This window comes from Glycocaulis sp., from assembly GCF_050485565.1.
GTDB lineage: Bacteria > Pseudomonadota > Alphaproteobacteria > Caulobacterales > Maricaulaceae > Glycocaulis.
Genome location: NZ_JBJHBQ010000006.1, coordinates 89,084 through 103,573 on the forward strand (window position 1 = coordinate 89,084; position 14,490 = coordinate 103,573).

Sequence of the window (14,490 nt, forward strand, 5' to 3'; positions counted from 1 at the left end):
GGGCGGCGCTAAAGCGCTGCGAGAGCCGTCTCCAGATCGCGCCAGAGATCGTCCACATCCTCCAGCCCCACCGACAGGCGGATCAGCGAATCGCTGATACCGGCATGCGCGCGCGCCTCCGGCGTCATCGCGGCATGGGTCATCAGGGCAGGAACCGAGACGAGGCTCTCTGCCCCGCCGAGCGATTGTGCCAGCGTGAACAGTTCCAGCCCCTCAAGGAAGCTGCGCGGATTACCCTTCACCTCCAGGCTCAGAAGTGGTCCGAAAAGCCCGGCCTGCTGGCGCGCGGCCAGCCCATGGCCGGGATGGTCAGCCAGGCCCGGATAATCGACGCGGGCCACGCCCGCATGCCGGGCCAGCCGCCCCGCCAGTTCCAGCGCGGCCTCTGACTGCGCCTTTGCCCTCAGTGGCAGGGTGCGAAGCCCGCGCGTGGCCAGAAACGCATCAAACGGTCCAAGCCCGGTGCCTGACGCATTCAGCCACCAGGCGAGATTTTCCTGCAGCGCCGCTTCACGCACGCACACCACCCCGCCCACCATGTCGGAATGGCCGTTGATGATCTTGGTCAGCGAACTCACCGAGATATCCGCCCCCAGCTCCAGCGGGCGCTGGATGGCCGGTGAGAGCACGGTATTGTCCACCGCCACCAGCGCGCCCGCTTGGCGTCCCAGCGCGCTTGCAGCCTCGATATCGGTGATGCGCAGGCGCGGATTGGACGGGGTTTCGAGGAAGAGCAGCGCCGCGCCGGGCGCAAGCGCGGTTTCCAGCGCGGTCAGGTCTGTCGCATCGGCATAGACGATCTCGAACCCGCGCTGGGGGCCGCGCGCATTGAACAGGCGCTGCGTGCCGCCATAGCAATCATGGGCCGCCACGATGCGTGCGCCGGGGGGTAAGAGGTTCAGAACAAGATCAATCGCCGCCATGCCGGAGGCGGTGAGGCAGGCACCTGCCGCCCCTTCAAGACCGGCCAACGCCTCGGCCAGCAGGGCGCGCGTCGGCGCATCGGTGCGTGCATAATCGAACCGGCCGGGCACGCCCGGATCCTCGCGCACATAGGTCGCAGCGACATTGATCGGCGCGACGATACCGCCATGACCGGGATCGGCATTGATCCCGGCGCGTGCGGCGCGGGTAGCAAGGCCCTCGCGCGTACGGTCCCGGCTCATATCGCGTCCAGAAAGCGTGTCACGGCCTCCACCTCCTTCAGGAATGCATCATGGCCATAAAGGCTGGATATTCGCACCAGCTGCGCGCCCGGAATGGCATCGGCCAGCGCGGCAACATCACTGGCTGGGACCAGACGGTCCTCCTCCACCGCGAACAACCGCAACGGCGCACGGATGGAGGCTGGATCAATCCGCGCTGCGTCCAAGGAACGCGATAGCGCCAGAAAGCGCTGCGGGCTGGTATGGGCGGCATAATCGGCCCCCCGCGCAGCCAGATAAGCCTCCACTCCGGTCGCGTCGGGCGAACCGGCTTCAGGCTCGTCAAAGCGCGCCTTGAACTCGTCTGCCGTGCGGTAGGTCGTCATGGCAAGGCGGCGCGCCAGATCGACCCCGCCTGCTCCATCGCCGCGCGCAAGACCAAATTCGACAATATCGCGCTGGATGGCGCGCAGCGCCGTCGTCATCGGGTGGGGGCGGTCCGCCGCGCACAGCACATGCAGCCCCGTCACCCGGTCCGGTGCCAGCGCCGCCAGCGCCAGCGCGATTCCGCCGCCATAGGAAGCCCCGACAATTGCGAAGGTCTCAAATCCGGCTGCATCGGCGAGCGCCAGCAATGCCTCTGCCTGATCCTCCACGCGCGGAAACGGACCCACCTCCTCTGCCAGAAAATCGAAGGCCAGAAGCTGATGACGCAGCGGGTCCAGCGCCAGGCCCGGCCCGGCAATGCCCGGCCACCAGCTTTGCCTTTCGGCATGATCGCCCAGAAGATGGCGATGGGCGGAAATTCCGCCGAGCACGATGATGCCCGGCGCCCCGGCGGGTCCATAGACGCGCGCGCGCGCATTCACGAAGGCACCGGAGGACAGTTCCAGAGCGGTGATATGGTCGTTTATGGGGAAGGGACAGGCTGGCTCAGCTACCCCCTCCCCTGCCTCTGCGGTGAGCACTGCCTCCGGCATCAGCCGTGTTCCGCCACCAGACGCGCAATATCGCCGGCCATGCTGGCCGCCGTCGGCGCGCCGCCTGCACCCTTGCCGGTGAGGATGACGCCCGGCGCATCTTTCAGCGCGATGACCACGCCATTGCCCTCGCGCTCCACACGGTAGAACACGCTGTCGGCGCTGACCGTCTCCAGGCGCACAGCCGCGTGCACACCGCCGCCTGAACGCGCCAGACGCCCGACCTGACGGATACGCAAACCCTCACGCGCCGCCTTGGCGGCAAGACCGGGTGCCAGATCGCTGATGGACTGGCGGGCGACTGTCTGAAGATCAAGATCGACCCCCCAGGCTGTGCGGGCCGCCAGCACGAGCTTGGCTGCCGCATCGTCACCGTCCAGATCGGCGCTGGGGTCGGCTTCGGCAAAGCCGGCCTCCTGCGCGGCGCGCACGGCATCGTCCAGCGCCTCGCCCTTGGCCAGCCGGTCGAGCACGAAATTGGAGGTGCCGTTGAACACGCCTTTTATGGTGGTGATTTCGCGTCCGCGCGCGCCCAGCGCGTTGATGGTTTCAAGCACCGGCACCCCGCCGCCCACAGCGGCGCTATAGAGAAAACCACGGCGCTTTTTCGCCGCCTCACGCTCCAGATCAGGGCGGCGCGCGATGACGGCCTTGTTGGCCGACACCACATGCGCGCCCGCTTCAACCGCCCGCTCCAGCGCCGTCTCGGCGGCGGCGCAGCCCGGCAGGGCGTCAATCACCAGATCGGGCACCAGATCCAGCGCCGCGTCCAGACTATCGAGCACGCGCACCGGGCCCTTGCCCAGATCACGCCAGCGGCTCACCGCAATGGCTTCAATCGCCACGCCCTGCGGCAGGCGCGCCTTCAGTGCGCTGCCAACCGTCCCGCAGCCTAGCAACACCGCGCGCATGGGCCGGCTGCGTACGGTTACGGGAGACACAAAGCTCGGTGCGTAATCCAGCGGGGCCATGGCAGTATCACTTTCCTGTCGCGCGGGGAGTGCGGAAAGGCAAATGCAAGAGCGCCGATGGCAAAGAGATGCAGGACTATTGCGGTCGTGCCCGGTCCGGGCAGCATTGTCTTGTCCTGCTTCGCTTTAGCTGCATTTGTTCCGCGCCCGCAAGCTGAAGCTCAAATCGGCGCAAGATCAGGACATAAAGATATCCTTATATCCTGTCAAGCGGGCATGTGCGCGCTGCGCAAAAGCGCTGGCGTGGCAGGCTTTAGTGGCTAGTCTGGCCGCCATGCGCACCACCACTCTCCTTGCCCTTGTCGGCCTTGCCACACTCCTTTCGGGCTGTGTGTCCGTGCCAACGCCCATGACCGACCCGCGTGAGCGGGGGCCGTTCATGCCGCAATCGCAAATGCCGCTCATGCCCAATATCGCCCGCATGGCCCCCAGCGAGGGATGTCAGGGCGAGCCCTTGAGCGCGGTAGAGGCTCCCTTGCCCGAATACCCGGCGCGCGGCTGGGCCAGAGGCGAGCAGGGCTGGTCCATTGTCCAGTTCGACGTGGACGGGTCCGGCGCGGTGGAGAATGTGCGCATTGCGCAAGGCGTGCCGGGCCGCTTCTTTGACCGCGAGGCCCGCCGCGCGGTGGAACAATGGCAGTTCGCGCCCCTCTCCGAAGGCGCGCACCTGACCGGCTGCACGGTGATGTTCGAGTTTGTACTCGGACAGGTGCGCATACGCTGATAACGTCTCCTCGCGCCGGGATTCACCTTCCGTTAAAGTGGTGATTCGACCGGCCGCACTGACACGCAATGGCCACGTGTCTGTTTGCCGTGGCCGCGCAGTGAAGGGGGCATGCCATGATGGCCACCGAGCCGGCTCAGCTGGCAACGTTGATCGTTACCGGCGGCGCGGTGGGTTTCGCCGTGGCGACCGCTCTGTGGGCCTGGCGGCTGACAGAGGGTGTGCGCGCCGCAAGGTCTCACTGGCAAAAGCGCGTCGCCTGGCTGGAAGACCGGCTCTCGCGGGCAGACAGCGTTTTCGGCGCCCATCCCGGCCTTGTTCTGGTCTGGGAAACACCGCCTGACCCTGACGCCGCCGGCTGGTCCTCTCCGCGCGTTTATGGCTCACCCACCGCCCTTGCCTCTCTGGTCCAGTTTGCCGATCTGGGTTCGGGCGTGATGAACGAGCCTGATCCCGCCACAGCCCTTCTGGACGGCATTGCTGACTATGAGGCGCGCTCGGCGGGCGGCGTGGAGACCACGCTGCGCCAGCGCATGGGCGATCTGATGCGCGAGGGCAAACCCTTCTCGCTCACCGTGTCCGGCCCGTCGGGCCGCTTTATCGAGGCCGATGGCCGCCCCGCCGGATCACAACTTGTATTGTGGATCGCCGATGCCACCATTCGCGGGCTGGAAGAGTCCGGCGCACGCGGACGGCTGGAAGAGGCACGCTCGGTCGTGGCCGATGATCCGCTGGCCTTCCTCGACATGCTGGGCAAGGCCCCCTTCCCCTCCTGGCGCATCAGCGCATCGGGCCGGCTGCACTGGGTCAATCCGGCCTATGTGGAGGCCGTTGAGGGCAAGAGCGCCGCAGACGTTATCGACCGCCAGCTATTGCTGGAGCCGGGCCTGCCCGCGCAGGCCGGAGAGGCGCTCAAAGCCAGCGCGCCCGTCGCCCATATCCGCGGCGCGGTCATCAAGGGCGAACGCCGGGCGCTGGACGTGGTGGTGTTCCCGATCTCTGGCGGTGTGGCCGGCGCCGCCTTTGACATCACGCGCGGCGAAGAGGCGCGCGCCGCGCTGAAACGCTTCCGCGAGGCCCATGACGAGACGCTCAACCACATGGCCGAGGCGGTCGCCATTTTTGACCGCACCAAGCAGCTCATCTTCTACAACCACGCCTTTGCCCGCCTGTTTGCGCTGGAAGAGGCGGTGCTCAATGACCGGCCCTCACACGGCGCATTGCTGGACCGGCTGCGCGAAGACCAGCTTCTGCCCAACCCCGCCAATGCCGACTACAAGAGCTGGAAGGCGGGCGAGCTGGCCTATTATGAGCGCCCGCCCGGCACCGAGACACCAGACGAGCTGTGGCCGCTGCCCGACGGGCGCACCTTGCGCGTCGCCCGCCAGCGCCATCCGCTCGGCGGCGTGCTGCTGATCTTTGAAGACATGACCGATCAGCTGGCCCTGCAGGCGCGCTACAACACCCTCATCAAGGTGCAGCGCGCCACGCTGGACCGCCTGCACGAGGCGGTGGCGGTGTTCGGCCCCGAAGGCGAGCTGCAGCTGCATAATCTGGCGTTCGAGACGCTGTGGAAGCTGGATTCCGCTGCGCTGGAAGGGGCGGACTTCACCGCGATTGCCGAAACATGCCACGCCCTCCATCCCGACAAGGAATCCTGGGCGACGCTGAAGGCGCGGATCACCGATACCTCGCCGGATTCGCGCACCGCCAAGACCGGAGAGATACGCCGCGCCGATGGCTCGGTGCTCACCTGGCTCAGCCGCCCGCTGCCCGATGGCGCAACCCTGATCGCGTGGGACGACATCACCGATACCCGCCGCGTGGAAGACGCGCTGCGCGACCGCGCCGAGGCGCTGGAAGCCTCTGAAAAGATCAAGACCGGCTTTGTCGGCCATGTCAGCTATCAGCTGCGCACGCCCCTGACCACGATTGGCGGTTATGCCGATCTGCTGGCGGGCGGATTTGCCGGTGAGCTAGGCCCGCGCCAGAAAGACCCGATTGCCGCCATCCAGACCGCCTCGGCCCAGCTGGCCAAGCTGATCGACGATATTCTGGATATTGCCGCCATTGATGCCGGGCAGCTGGAGCTGGATCTGGGCGATACGCGCCTCGATGCGCTGGCCAGCGACGCGGCCGAGCTGGTCATGCCGCGCGCCGAACACGCCGGGATCAAGCTGAGCATCAAGACCGGAAAGGCCGAAGAGCCGGTGCGCGCCGATGGCGGACGCCTCAAACAGGTGCTCTACAACCTGCTGACCAACGCGCTCGACCATGTCGACCAGGGCGGCAAGATCGAGATCGGGGCCGAGATCAAGGGCGGCGATGCGCGCCTGTGGGTCTCTGATAATGGCGCCGGTATCGACAAGGACAAGCAGGCAAGCGTGTTTGAACGCTTTGAACGCGGCCAGTCCAACCGCGCCGGGGCGGGCCTCGGCCTTGCGCTGGTAAAGGAAATCGTGCGCCTGCATGGCGGCTGGGTGGAGCTGGACTCCACGCCTGGACGCGGCACGAAAGTGACCTGCCATCTGCCGGTCAACGCGCCGCTGGACCATGCTGCGCCGGAGCTGGACCTTGCCAGCGCCCGCAAGGAACGCAGCAAGGGCTGATCAGTTCAGCGCCTCAGCCACCATGTCTGGATGGCGGGCAATCACCTGCACATAGGCAATCGCAAAATCGGGCGCGGTAACGCGCGCCTGCTCCCAGTCACGCAAGGTGCCAACCGGCACCCGGAAACGCTGGGCGAACTCGGCCTGCGACAGGCCGAGATTATTGCGCGTCTGCCGGATCAGCCGGGCGCGCCGCCCGCGCTTCATGCCCTCGGCAGAGACGGCGAAATCCTCGTCATCCATGGGATCAGCCGGCAGAATGATAGGCTCTTTCTTCACCGGGATTACTCCTGCCTTCCCCGGAGTATACGGAAATTCCGCACCCGAGGAAAGCCAGCCCCCTAAACCCGCAGCTCCCCGCTTTCGATGGCCGCGCGTATCTCCGCCGTCAGCGGCACATAGGCACCCTGCTCGGGATGATCGATATAGAGCGGTTCGGAGATTTTCGCCGGATCCCAGCCTTCCGCGACCAGATCGGTCTTTTTCAGCTTGAACGTGCCGGTAGTGTGCTCTGACGGGTCTTCCTGGTGGATGCGCACAAAGAGCGGGCGGGCATAGGCCGGCAGCTCCTTGGTGACATGGGCGTGGACAGCCGCCAGATCGAAATCCTTGTTCACCACCAGAGCAGCCATGCCGGCCTTGCCGGGATAATCAGCCACCGGCACGCCATAGATATTGGCCTGCACGATGCCGGCGGCCATGCCCATGATCTCGGCCACTTCCGAGGTCGCGACATTCTCCGATTTCCAGCGGAAGGTGTCGCCCACCCGGTCGATGAAGTAGAAATAGCCTTGCGCATCGCGCTTCATCAGATCGCCGGTGCGGAAATACAGATCGCCCTTCTTGAACACGTCGCGCAGCAGCTTCTTTTCGGTGGCTTCCTTGTCGCCATAGCCGTCAAAGCGGTAGCGCGCATCATCGGGGCGTATCTCGCCAATGGCCTCGCCCACCTCGTCCGGCCCGCACGGGATGCAGCGCCCCTTGGCGTTGCGCACCGGCGCTTCGGAATCGAGGTCAAACTTCACCAGAGCCGAGTTGAACCGGCTTTTCAGATAGGGCGGCACACGGCCAATGGAGCCCGGCTTGGAATCGAGATTGAGGAAGCTGACATTGCCTTCCGTCGCGCCATAGAACTCCATGATGCGCTTGATGCCGGAGCGCTCCACAAAGCGCGGCCAGACATCAGGGCGCAGCCCGTTGCCGATGGCGATGCGTATCTTGTGCTTCTTCTCCTCCGGCACCGGTTCTGCGGCCACCAGAAAGCGGCACAGCTCGCCGACATACATGAACATGGTCGCACCATGCTCGGCGGCATCGGCCCAGAAGGCGCTGGCGGAAAACTTGCGCCGTACGATCAGCGCCCCGCCCTTGGACAGCGCGCAGCCCACACCGCAAAGCCCGCCAGTGGCGTGATAGAGCGGCAGCACCATCATCATGCGGTCTTTCGGCGAAGCGTTGGACGCCACCGCAAAGCCCTGCAGATAGTAGAGCGAGCGCGTATGGGCGACGATCGCCGCCTTGGGCAGGCCGGTCGTGCCGGAGGTGTACATTTTCAGGCACGGGTCTTTGGCCAGCAGGTGCTCGCGGTGCTCGCGACCGGGGCGCACATCCGAGACGGCGGCAAGCGCACCGGACAGATCCTGCCCGCCGGGGACGGTTGTGGCATCGCCATCAAAGATCCAGGGCGTGATGGCCCCGATGGCCTCGGCAGAGGCCGCATAGGCGGCGCTGAGCTCGCCCTCGATAATGGCATGGCCGGCCTCGGCGATGTTCACCCCGTGGGCGAGCGCCTTGCCCGTCACCTGATTGTTCAGGAGGGCAGCGATCACGCCCACTTTCGACAGGCCATACCAGAAGGCGATGTATTCCCAGCGATTGCCCATATAGAGCGCAACCGTGTCGCCGGGCTTGATGCCGCTGGCCAGCGCCCAGTTGGCGACCCTGTTCGCAAACGCATCAAACGCGCCATAGCTGATCGTGGAACCGTCTTCCAGGATGAAGGCTGGCCGCGTCTTGTGCGCATCGACATTGCGCTCGATCAGATCAGGGGTGAGATCGGTCGAATCCGGGGTAATGGATTTGAGCGTCTTCAGGAGCCGGATCAGCTCCTTGGTGTAGAAAATTTCACGCCGGATCGCGCTGAAAAAACCCATCTCGTCTGATCTCCCGCTGACCGCCTCTTACCGGGCGAAACCTCGACAGTAATTGGCGCGGGATGCGGGTCAAGGCGAAGGCGTGTGCACCGTACTGCGCAGCGCAGCAAATGCAGCAGAAACTGTAATCGCCCCTACTGTCATAAAATAAAAACATGCATGCATCCCTGTGCCAGCAGGTTAATCCGTAAATTTGGTGGGGAATTAGACGGGGAGTATATGTTAGACGGGGAGTATATGATTGTCGGAGGAAAATGGGGCCCGGCGTGAGGGGACGCCAGGCAGGTGGGGGCCAGCGCTGCGGGCTTTGAGGCTGCGCAGCAATATGAAGCAGGACGATGCGGCGAGCCGGTTACAGGTCAGCCAGTCCTATATCTCACGGCTGGAAAACGGCGTAATCGAGCCGTCACCGGATATTGTCTCACGCCTGCGCGAATTGCTGCAAAATCCGGTTCACCGCCCCCTGGTGGACCAGCTGCGCGCCATTGTACGCCATTCGCCGCATGCGGTGGCGCTGCTGGCATACCGGGACGGCGCTGTGTCTGTGATAGAGGCCAGTTCCCGCTATCGGCAGGCCGTGCCACCCTTCGAAGCCTACAGGCCAGGCATGGAAATAGCCGATTCGTTGGGTCAGGCCGTGTCGGACATCGTTCGCGAAGTCCTCTCATGCGGCGCGTTCGAGGGTGAAGTCGCGTGCATGGAGCGGGTCTGGCAAGCGCCGGTCGAGAACGAGTTGCGCTACTTCCATTCGGTGCAGACCCCGGTATTTACCGGCAGTGACTGGCTGGTGCATTCAGCGACCGCCGCCATGAGCCCCGCCGGTTACGAAGCCTTCCTGACCCGGAATGGCGGGCCGGCGCTTGTGCACCATTTCTGACCGGCCAGACCTGCCCGGCCCCTGTGAAACACAGGGCAACCGCATGAATTTATTTATGCATGGGGATCGGCCCGATAATTTATCACCGGTTAACCATGCGGCCCAAACCTCGCCTGTGACGCGAAAAATCGCGCACGCCGGGGAGGCAATCATGGACGCAGGATTTATTGAGAGCAGGACCGGGTTCCTGGCGCTGGACGACCCACGCCGGGCCACTTTGCGCGCGATGGCGCCGCAGATCACAGCCGCTCTGCCAGAGGCGCTGGACCGCTTCTACGAAGTCATTTCGGACAATCGCGAAACCGCGCAGCATTTCCGCGACACATCACACCAGGCCAGCGCCCGCGACCGGCAGATGGCGCACTGGAAGGGCATTCTGGAGGCCCGTTTTGACGATCATTACGCGCAGGCCGTACGCCGGATCGGCCTGGCCCACAGCCAGCTCGGCCTGTCTCCGCGCTATTATATCGGCGGTTACGCCCATCTCGCCGCCGATCTGATAAAGGCGGCCGTCAACAGCGCGACAGGCAAGCTGCCCTTTGCCAGAGGCCGCGCCGATGACCAGATAGACGCGCTGGTTCGCGCCATTTTTCTGGACCTCGAACTGGTCATCTCGATCTATCTGGAAGAGACCGAAGCAGAGGCGCGGCGCACGCGCGAGGCGCTGGCATCCGAACTGGAAACCGGTATCGCGGCCATGGCCGACAGGCTGGCCGGAGCCAGCGCCGAGCTCGATCACGCGGCCTCAACCGTTCTTGAGGCTGTTGAAGCCACCCGCGGCGAGGCGACCAACGCAGCATCGGGCGCAGAGCAGGCGGTTGCAAACGTCAAATCGGTGGCCGCTGCATCCAGCCAGATCGGCGCAGCATCCGGCGAGATCGCCACGCAGGCCGGCGGCCAGGTGCGCATTGCGACCGAGGCGGTGGAAAAGGCCGCCGAGGCAGCCACCCAGATCACCGAGCTGGATGAGGCCGCGCGCCAGATCGGCAGCGTTGTCAGCCTGATCCGTGATGTCGCCGAGCAGACTAATCTGCTGGCCCTGAACGCCACCATTGAAGCGGCCCGGGCCGGGGAGGCCGGCAAGGGATTTGCGGTCGTTGCCTCGGAGGTGAAATCGCTCGCCGAACAGACCGCAAAAGCCACAGCGGAAATCAGCGGGCGCATCGAAACCATACAGAGCGCTACCGGCGCTGCCGTCGCGGTCGTCAGCGATATCCGCAAGGTGATCGACGAGGTGAGCGAAGCGGCTGCGGCCATCGGCGCGGCGGTAGAGGAACAGTCCGCTGCGACCGGCGAGATCACCCGCAATGCCGATCAGGCCGCTTCGGGCAATCAGGCCGTCGCCATCTCCATCGCCTCGGTGGAAACACAGATCGGGTCAGCAGCGCAGGCCGCGCAGTCGGTATCGCAAGGCTCGGCAGCCATCCGCGAGCATTCCGGCGGAATCAACGATCAGATCGCCAGCTTCCTGCAAAAGATAAGGGCCGGATAGCCGCCCATCCACAAGGACCCCATTTCATGTTCCTCACCCGTCTCGTCTATCACAGCCTGGCCGATTTTGCTGACAGTTCGGGAAGCGCATCCGACGAGATGGGCCGCATATTATCGGCGGGGCTAAGGAACAACCCGCCCCACGGGCTGACGGGCGTGCTGGCGGTTGATGGCGACCGCTTCCTGCAGGTGATGGAGGGTTCGCGCAGCGCGGTCTCCTCGACCTTCCGGCGCATCGCCGCCGACAGCGCCCATCGCGCGCTGGAGATCGTGTTCTGCGGGGAGGTGGATCAGCGCTGCTTTACCGACTGGTCCGTTGCCATCCTGCGTGAAGAGACCCTGCCGGCCGCAGAGGGCCGGGCGGTGGACTATGACCACATCACCGCCGACGGCCTTGTCGAGCGGGCAAGGCGGATACGCGAGACGGGCCTTATCGCGCGCCGGGACACGATGCAGCCCGTCTTCTCGTAGAGACCATACCGGCCTACCAGCGGGCCGCTTCCTCGCTGGAGCCGCTATCGCCTTCATCGCCCAGCGACATCTCGTGCCACATGGCGTTGAGAATGGCGAACGAGCAGGCGAGGCCGATACCCAGTACCCAGGCAAAATACCACATGGTTCGAACTCCTTATCGCGCTAGTAGTAATCGCCGCCGCTGGTCACATCCTCGGTCGTCACCCGGCCCCACATCACCTTGAAGGCCCACGAGGTGTAGGCGAGGATGATGGGCAGGAAGATCGCGGTCGTGATCAGCATGATGAACAGGGTGAGATGGCTTGATGAGCTGTTCCACACGGTCAGGCTGGCATTGGGCTGAATGCTCGATGGCAGGATGAAGGGGAACATGGACAGCCCCGCCGTCGAGATGATTCCGAAGGTGGAAAGCTTCGAGCCGATAAAAGTGATGCTCTCCGACTTCAGCCGTAAACCCGCCAGCGCGGCAAACGCCCCGCCAAAACCCAGCACAGGTGCCAGTATCATCCAGGGATGGGCGGCATAATTGGACAGCCACGCGCCCGCCGCCGCCACCGTTTCGGTGCGCAGGGGATTGGACGGGCCTGCCGGGTCCACATCGCCCACTTGCGTAAAGCCGTAAGGGCCATAGGCCATTACCAGCCCGCCAACGGCAAACAGCACGATCGAGGTGATGGCGAAGATGGGGGCAAGCGCGCGTGCGCGGTCCCGCACCGGGCCATACTCGGCCTTCATCGACAGCCAGGCCGCACCGTGCAGCCCCATCATCGTCACCGACAGCGCGCCGCACACCAGCGCGAACGGGTTGAGGAGGTCGAAGAACGAACCATCCCAGAAGGCGCGCAGATCATCGTCCAGCCGGAAAGGCAGACCCACCAGCACATTGCCGACCGCCACCCCGAAGAGGAGCGCCGGGACAAACCCGCCGGTAAACAGCGCCCAGTCCCACATGGCCCGCCAGCGCTTGTCTTCCCGCTTGGAGCGGTATTTGAAGCCGACAGGGCGCAGTATCAGCGCGGCCAGCAGCACGAACATCGCCAGGTAAAGCCCGGAGAACGAGACTGCATAGACCAGCGGCCAGGCGGCAAAGATCGCCCCGCCACCCAGAATGAACCAGACCTGATTGCCTTCCCAGGTCGGCCCGACCGTGTTGATCGCAACCCGGCGTTCAGCATCGGTCTTGGCCACGAAGGGCAAGAGGCCAGCCACGCCAAAATCAAACCCGTCCGTCGCGGCAAAGCCGATCAGGAGGACGCCCAGCAAGCCCCACCAGAGGACGCGCAGGACTTCATAAGAAATCGGGATTTCCATCTTGCAGCTCTCCTATTCGGCCGGAATGGGCGTCATGCCATCGCTGGCGACGGGCTTGTGGGTGGGGCGGCGCGCCACATCACCGCCCTTGCCCGCATAGGGGCCCTTGCGGATGAAGTGCAGCATCAGCATCACCTCGACCACCGCCAGCGCGCCGTAGAGCACGGTGAAGCCGGCAATCGTCATCCATATCTGCGTGGCATTGAGGCTGGAGACGCCAAGGAAGGTCGGCAGCATGCCCTCGATGATCCAGGGCTGGCGGCCATATTCGGCCAGCAGCCACCCCAGCTCCGCCGCCACCCAGGGCAGCGGCAGGGAGAACAGCGCCACCCACAGGAACCAGCGCGTCTCGTGTTTTCGCAGCGTGCAGAGCACAAAGGCGGTGCCAAACAGGAGGATCATGTAGAGGCCAATCCCCGCCATGAAGCGGAAGGACCAGAACAGCACCGGCACGTCGGGAATGGTATCGAACGCGGCCTGACGGATCTGCTCTGGCGTCGCGTCTCGCGGGTCTTCCAGATAGCGCCGCAAGAGGAGGGCGTAGCCCAGATCGAACTTCGTCTCCTCAAACTGCGTGCGCGCTTCGATATCGTTCTCGTCGGCCCGCAGCCTCTGCAGCGCGTCATAGGCGATGAGGCCATTCTCCACGCGCGTCTCGGCCTGGGCGACGAGCGGCAATATGCCCTCCACCTCCTGGTCCAGCGAGCGCGTGGCGATAAGGCCCAGCACCCAGGGAATATCGACGGCGAAATGCGTGGTCTGGTTTTCGACGTCCGGGAAGCCAACCAGGGTGAGCGGGGCAGGCGCCTCGTGCGTCTCCCACATCGCTTCCAGCGCGGCGAGCTTCATGCGCTGGTTGTCGGTGAGCGCATAGCCGCTCTCATCGCCCAGCACCACGACCGAGAGCGAACCCATCAGGCCGAAGGCGGCCGCCACCGTCATCGAGCGCTTGGCAAAGCCGCGATGCCGGCGCTGCAAGAGGAACCAGGCCGAGATCGCCAGCACAAAGAGCGCGCCGGTGACATAGCCGGCCGCCACCGTGTGGACGAATTTCGCCTGCGCCACCGGATTGAAGAGCACGGCCATGAAGTCGACGACTTCCATGCGCATCGTTTCCGGATTGAACTCGGAGCCCACCGGGTTCTGCATCCAGCCATTGGCGATGAGGATCCACAGCGCGGAGAGATTGGTGCCGATGGCCATGAACCAGGTGACGGCCAAATGGGCCTGCTTGCTCATCCGGTCCCAGCCGAAGAAGAACAGGCCGACAAGCGTCGCTTCCAGGAAGAAGGCCATCAGGCCCTCGATCGCCAGCGGCGCGCCGAACACATCGCCCACATAGTGGGAGTAGTAGGACCAGTTCATGCCGAACTGGAACTCCATCGTGATGCCGGTGGAGACGCCGAGCGCGAAATTGATGCCGAACAGCGCGCCCCAGAATTTCGTCATGTCCTTCCAGACCTGACGGCCGGTCATCACATACACGCTCTCCATGATGGCGAGCATGAAGGCGAGGCCCAGCGTGAGCGGCACGAACAGGAAATGGTACATGGCTGTCAGCGCGAACTGCCAGCGTGATAGGTCGGCAACTTCCATGTCGATCATGGAAAAACTCCCCGCAGCGATAGGTGCAAACCCCTATGGGCAATTCCCATAGCTGATTTGCGGACTTTTATCCCTATGCACGTTCGGGTTTTTTGTGGATAGCGCGCATTGTGACGCAGGGCAGGAATGTCGCAGGGGGGTGTCATCCTC

The 14,490-nt window shown here is 64.6% G+C and carries 13 protein-coding genes; 5 read left to right on the plus strand and 8 right to left on the minus strand.

Translation table 11 applies throughout. From position 1 onward, the window contains the following. Positions 1-8: 8 nt before the first annotated feature. The 3 genes from ACQ5ID_RS08225 to ACQ5ID_RS08235 are packed head-to-tail and all read right to left on the minus strand — an operon-like array spanning position 9 to position 3,096. A complete protein-coding gene (locus ACQ5ID_RS08225) occupies positions 9-1,166 on the minus strand; it encodes a trans-sulfuration enzyme family protein (protein ID WP_429911967.1) in 1,158 nt (385 codons plus the stop codon). Then, complete coding sequence (gene metX / locus ACQ5ID_RS08230) at positions 1,163-2,125, minus strand: homoserine O-succinyltransferase MetX (RefSeq protein WP_429911968.1); 963 nt, start codon at positions 2,123-2,125, stop codon at positions 1,163-1,165. The genes ACQ5ID_RS08225 and metX overlap by 4 nt, the downstream gene beginning before the upstream one ends. Then, complete coding sequence (locus tag ACQ5ID_RS08235) at positions 2,125-3,096, minus strand: homoserine dehydrogenase (protein ID WP_429911969.1); 972 nt, start codon at positions 3,094-3,096, stop codon at positions 2,125-2,127. The genes metX and ACQ5ID_RS08235 overlap by 1 nt, the downstream gene beginning before the upstream one ends. A 274-nt stretch (positions 3,097-3,370) precedes the next feature. On the opposite strand from ACQ5ID_RS08235, the gene ACQ5ID_RS08240 reads away from it, so the two are divergent. Further along, a complete protein-coding gene (locus ACQ5ID_RS08240) occupies positions 3,371-3,820 on the plus strand; it encodes a TonB family protein (protein ID WP_429911970.1) in 450 nt (149 codons plus the stop codon). A gap of 116 nt (positions 3,821-3,936) precedes the next feature. Continuing rightward, on the plus strand, positions 3,937-6,429 hold the full coding sequence (locus ACQ5ID_RS08245; protein ID WP_429911971.1) for an ATP-binding protein: 2,493 nt from the start codon (positions 3,937-3,939) through the stop codon (positions 6,427-6,429). Here ACQ5ID_RS08245 and ACQ5ID_RS08250 read toward each other — a convergent pair whose 3' ends face one another. Further along, positions 6,430-6,708: a helix-turn-helix domain-containing protein gene (locus tag ACQ5ID_RS08250; RefSeq protein ID WP_429911972.1), complete on the minus strand. Its 279-nt coding sequence runs from the start codon at positions 6,706-6,708 to the stop codon at positions 6,430-6,432. It lies immediately after the preceding gene. Positions 6,709-6,770: 62 nt separating this feature from the next. Then, entirely contained in the window at positions 6,771-8,582 is a 1,812-nt protein-coding gene (locus tag ACQ5ID_RS08255; RefSeq protein WP_429911973.1) for a long-chain-acyl-CoA synthetase, read from the minus strand. A gap of 241 nt (positions 8,583-8,823) precedes the next feature. Here ACQ5ID_RS08255 and ACQ5ID_RS08260 point away from each other — a divergent pair, with 241 nt between their 5' ends. The 3 genes from ACQ5ID_RS08260 (at position 8,824) to ACQ5ID_RS08270 (ending at position 11,421) form a co-directional block, all read left to right on the plus strand. Then, positions 8,824-9,459: a helix-turn-helix domain-containing protein gene (locus ACQ5ID_RS08260; RefSeq protein WP_429911974.1), complete on the plus strand. Its 636-nt coding sequence runs from the start codon at positions 8,824-8,826 to the stop codon at positions 9,457-9,459. Positions 9,460-9,610: 151 nt separating this feature from the next. Next, positions 9,611-10,951 carry a protoglobin domain-containing protein gene (locus tag ACQ5ID_RS08265; RefSeq protein ID WP_429911975.1) on the plus strand — a complete coding sequence of 447 codons (1,341 nt, stop codon included), beginning with the start codon at positions 9,611-9,613 and terminating at the stop codon, positions 10,949-10,951. Between the two features lie 26 nt (positions 10,952-10,977). Continuing rightward, positions 10,978-11,421, plus strand: coding sequence for a BLUF domain-containing protein (locus ACQ5ID_RS08270; protein WP_429911976.1), 444 nt, complete (start codon positions 10,978-10,980; stop codon positions 11,419-11,421). Between the two features lie 13 nt (positions 11,422-11,434). Here ACQ5ID_RS08270 and cydX read toward each other — a convergent pair whose 3' ends face one another. The 3 genes from cydX to ACQ5ID_RS08285 are packed head-to-tail and all read right to left on the minus strand — an operon-like array spanning position 11,435 to position 14,340. Beyond that, positions 11,435-11,566 carry a cytochrome bd-I oxidase subunit CydX gene (cydX, locus tag ACQ5ID_RS08275; RefSeq protein WP_127565455.1) on the minus strand — a complete coding sequence of 44 codons (132 nt, stop codon included), beginning with the start codon at positions 11,564-11,566 and terminating at the stop codon, positions 11,435-11,437. A 20-nt stretch (positions 11,567-11,586) separates the two neighbouring features. Then, positions 11,587-12,735 (minus strand): cytochrome d ubiquinol oxidase subunit II, encoded by a 1,149-nt coding sequence (cydB, locus tag ACQ5ID_RS08280; RefSeq protein ID WP_429911977.1) that lies wholly within the window; start codon positions 12,733-12,735, stop codon positions 11,587-11,589. A gap of 12 nt (positions 12,736-12,747) precedes the next feature. Continuing rightward, on the minus strand, positions 12,748-14,340 hold the full coding sequence (locus ACQ5ID_RS08285) for a cytochrome ubiquinol oxidase subunit I (protein WP_429911978.1): 1,593 nt from the start codon (positions 14,338-14,340) through the stop codon (positions 12,748-12,750). Between the last annotated feature and the right edge of the window lie 150 nt (positions 14,341-14,490).